2 protein-coding genes are annotated in these 924 nt (G+C 68.4%); both read left to right on the top strand.

The window, feature by feature from the left end; all coding sequences use genetic code 11:
* A partial coding sequence (locus ABEA43_RS67770; protein WP_345581578.1) for a response regulator transcription factor occupies positions 1-322 on the top strand: 322 nt, incomplete at its 5' end.
* Positions 323-380: 58 nt separating this feature from the next.
* Positions 381-506: a hypothetical protein gene (locus ABEA43_RS67765; RefSeq protein WP_345581575.1), complete on the top strand. Its 126-nt coding sequence runs from the start codon at positions 381-383 to the stop codon at positions 504-506.
* Positions 507-924 lie beyond the last annotated feature (418 nt).

The raw sequence follows: 924 nt of genomic DNA, 5'->3' as shown, positions 1-924 counted from the left end.
CGCGCACGGCGACGCGGTCGTCGCGCCCAGCGTGACCCGCCGGCTCCTCGAACGATACGTCGGCATCGGCGCCGCCCAGGCCGTACCCGCCGCCGGCCTCGACGTCCTGACCGAACGCGAACGCGAGATGCTGAGCCTCATCGCCCGCGGCCTGTCCAACACCGAGATCGCCGGATATCTCTTCCTGTCCGAGGGCACCGTCAAAACCCACGTCAGCCGCGTGCTGGCCAAACTCGGCCTGCGCGACCGGGTCCAGGCCGTGGTCTTCGCCTACGAAAGCGGCCTGGTAGATCGGGCACCCTGCCCGCCCAGATCACCCTAATCTGAGGGCCCGCCCACGCGCGCGCCAAGAGCACGCCCGCTGGCCGACGAGCGCCACCATGAACGACGCGGACTGGAAGAAGACCCTGGACTTCGTCAACGGGCTCGGCGTGCTGCCCAAGGTGATGACCGTCACCGCGAACGACTGGACCAACGCATACGTGCCGTCCGCCGGCGGAGCGTGATCCAGGCTCGTGAACAGCACCAAATGGCACCGATCACACCGTTGCGGACTGATCACTCCAGCCCGTACCCGCAACGGCTACGACCGCACCGCCTTCACCACCGACTGGGAGCCCTAAAGCTCTTCCGCCCAACGGACGCTCAGCGTGAGCTTCCCCCCTCGCAGCCAGGCCACGAGAGCTGCGGCGGCGCGTATTCGAAGGCCTGTGGCTGGCCTGTTGAGGTGCCACGTCTCCACGCGCAGAGCCGCAGAACGACGGGCCGCCAACGGAAGATCCAGCAGCGCTGGGTCTACCACGGCTGGCCCGGCGATGAGGTCAGGCTGTTTGGCGGAGGGCGTCGATGACGCTTGACAGGTGCTCGTGCATGGCGTGTTCCGCTGCCGCCGGGTCGCCCGACGCGATCGCGTCGATGATGCCC

The organism is Nonomuraea rosea (genome assembly GCF_039539705.1).
GTDB lineage: Bacteria > Actinomycetota > Actinomycetes > Streptosporangiales > Streptosporangiaceae > Nonomuraea > Nonomuraea rosea.
This window is presented reverse-complemented; position numbering and strand designations above follow the sequence as displayed.

Excerpts from the sequence above, each read along its gene's own strand:
- ABEA43_RS67765 (WP_345581575.1), top strand. The coding sequence starts at position 381 with ATGAACGACGCGGACTGGAAGAAGACCCTGGACTTCGTCAACGGGCTC.